This window comes from Inquilinus limosus MP06 (assembly GCF_000767795.1).
In the GTDB taxonomy this organism is placed as follows: domain Bacteria; phylum Pseudomonadota; class Alphaproteobacteria; order DSM-16000; family Inquilinaceae; genus Inquilinus; species Inquilinus limosus_E.
The window spans coordinates 1-2,259 of the sequence record NZ_JANX01000780.1 but is presented as its reverse complement, the minus strand read 5'-3'; the positions used below and the strand labels follow the sequence as shown (position 1 = coordinate 2,259).

Annotated in this window: 3 protein-coding genes; all 3 read right to left on the bottom strand. The window is 71.1% G+C overall.

Features of this window, described 5'->3' with window-relative positions:
• Positions 1 to 886 (bottom strand): MFS transporter (locus tag P409_RS32275; RefSeq protein WP_034848241.1); only part of this gene is annotated, 886 nt, incomplete at its 3' end.
• A gap of 26 nt (positions 887 to 912) precedes the next feature.
• The gene (locus tag P409_RS32270) at positions 913 to 1,281 is read right to left on the bottom strand and encodes a GFA family protein (protein WP_034848240.1); all 369 of its coding nucleotides are present in this window, start codon (positions 1,279 to 1,281) and stop codon (positions 913 to 915) included.
• Between the two features lie 58 nt (positions 1,282 to 1,339).
• On the bottom strand, positions 1,340 to 2,259 hold a 920-nt coding region (locus P409_RS32265), incomplete at its 5' end, for an FUSC family protein (protein WP_034848239.1).

The window sequence follows — 2,259 nt, the reverse complement described above, 5'->3', positions numbered from 1 at the left end:
AGATCGATCCGCCGATGACCGCCAGCAGACCATAAGTGACCAGCACCGCGATGCTGCTGAGCAGCACGGTCCGCTGCGGGCTGCCCTTGTCCGCCAGCCGGCCGACCGCGGGCACCACCACCATCGCCACCAGGCCGATGACGCCGAACAGGCCGGCAACATCGCTGCCGTAATGCGCCGGCATGGCATCGAGGTGAAAGGCCAGCGTGGTCCAGCAGGCGGTGAACGCGCCGAACTGCAGCGCGCCGATCATCGATGTCTCGCGCAGCACCGGCTGCTCACGGACCAGCCGGCCGAGCGACGCCATCAGCGTGCCGTAGCGACCCTCGAAGGCCGGAGGGTCCTTCGGCAGCAGCAGCGACAGCACCACCAGCAGCACGATCATCACGCCGGCGGCGATCCAGAACATCGCGCGCCAGCCCCAATGGGCACCGACGAAGCCGGCGACGGTGCGCGACAGCAGGATGCCGCACAGCAGTGCCCCCAGCACGGTGCCGACGGCCCGGCCGCGCTCCTGCGGCGGCGCCAGATGCGCGGCGAAGGGCACGGTCACCTGCGGCACCACGCTGGTGAAGCCGACGGCGAAGCAGGCGATGATCAGCCAGGGCAGGCTCGGCGCCAGCGCGGTGGCGGTCAGCGCGCCGGCCGAGGCCAGCAGCAGCGCCCCGATCAACAGGCGCCGGTCGATCATGTCGCCGAGCGGCACGAACAGCAGCATGCCGAGGGCATAGCCGGCCTGGGTCACGATCGCGGCGCTGCCGGCCTCGCGCTGGGTCGCCTGGAAGGTCTCGGCGAAATCCACCAGCAGCGGCTGGTTGTAGTAGTTGTTGGCCACCACGACGCCGCAGGCGACCGCCAGGATCCAGATGGTGGACCGACCCGTCATGGTGCGTCTGCCCCGTGCCGCCGCCGCTACCAGAGATTCTTGCCGTCGATCATCTGGACCGGCACCGCGTCGAGGTCGAAATCGTCGAGCAGCCGGGCGTTGATGCTGACCTTGGGGTTGCTGAAATCCGGCCGGCCGGTGCTGAAGTCCGGCGTCTCGGTGTAGGTGCCGCAGCCGCAGATGGCGCAGTGGTGATGATGGATGGTGTAGCTGCCCAATTGATAGGTCGACACCCGGTCCCGCGCGGTCAGCAGCTTGAAGTCGGCGGCAGGGTAATAGCCCCACAGCGCGCCGCGCTTGGAACAGAAGGAGCAGGTGCAGCGCGTCACGGTTTCCGGCGCTGCCGGCACCTCGAACCGCGTTGCGCCGCAATGGCAGCTTCCCTTGACCGTCATGGTGCTCCCCTGGTGAGCGGTGAGTCCCGGCCCGCCAGTGTGGCGTAGTCCGGCCGGACTACGCCACTGCCGGCCGCACCTGCGGCGATGGAGCGGCCGCACTGGCATCGATCACCCGGGCCAGCGCCTCGATGGCGTCGACCATCCGGTCGGTGGCCTCCAGCAGTGCCAGGATCACGGGCTGATCCGCGTCCGGCTGGGCCGCCGGGTCGAGCAGTTCGGCCAGCGCCCGATGCCGCGCCGGCAGGTCGGACGGGATGGCGGAGACCCGGTGCTCGCGCAGGGCGGCGGCCAGCTTACCCAGCGCCGCGGTGAGGGTGTGGACGAAGGCGCCGATCGCGGCGTGCTTCGCCAGGGCGGTCCCGCCGTGGTCGTGCAGCGCGCTTTCCAGCGCCATGCCGGCGCGCAGGATGCGGTTGGCGTTGGCGAAGATCGCCTCGGCCCGCGCCGGCTGGCCGGGATCGGCCGGCTCGACCCGCAGCCGCTCGACCGAGGCTTGGGCGTTGACCCGGGCGGCGCGGGCGGCCGTGCGCGCCTCGGCCTGCGCTTTCGTGTCCATGCCCAGCAGCGCTGCCAGATAGGCGGCATAGGCGTCGAGCATGGCGGCGATGACCGGCCGCTCCCGCCCCCGCTCCCAGGTCGGCCACAGCAGGTAGGCCGCCAGCGCCAGCAGGCTGCCCAGCACGGTGGCCACGCCGCGGTCCAGCAGCGTGTGGCCGGCCGGCTGCCCCGCCAGCCCCAGCAGCAGCACCACCACGGCGGTCAGCAGCGACACCGCCAGGCCGTAATGCACCGGCGCCAGGTAGCGGAAGCCGAAATAGAGCGGTGCGAGCAGCAGCGCCTGGGCCAACGGATGGTCGGCCACCAGGTAGATCACGGCGGTGGCCACCAGCAGCCCGGCCAGCGTGCCGAACATGCGCAGCAGGCCGAAGCTGACGGTGCCGCCGAAATCCGGCTTCAGCACGATCACCACGGTCA

Coding starts and splice junctions, on each gene's coding strand:
- P409_RS32270 (WP_034848240.1), bottom strand. CDS start 1,281: ATGACGGTCAAGGGAAGCTGCCATTGCGGCGCAACGCGGTTCGAGGTG.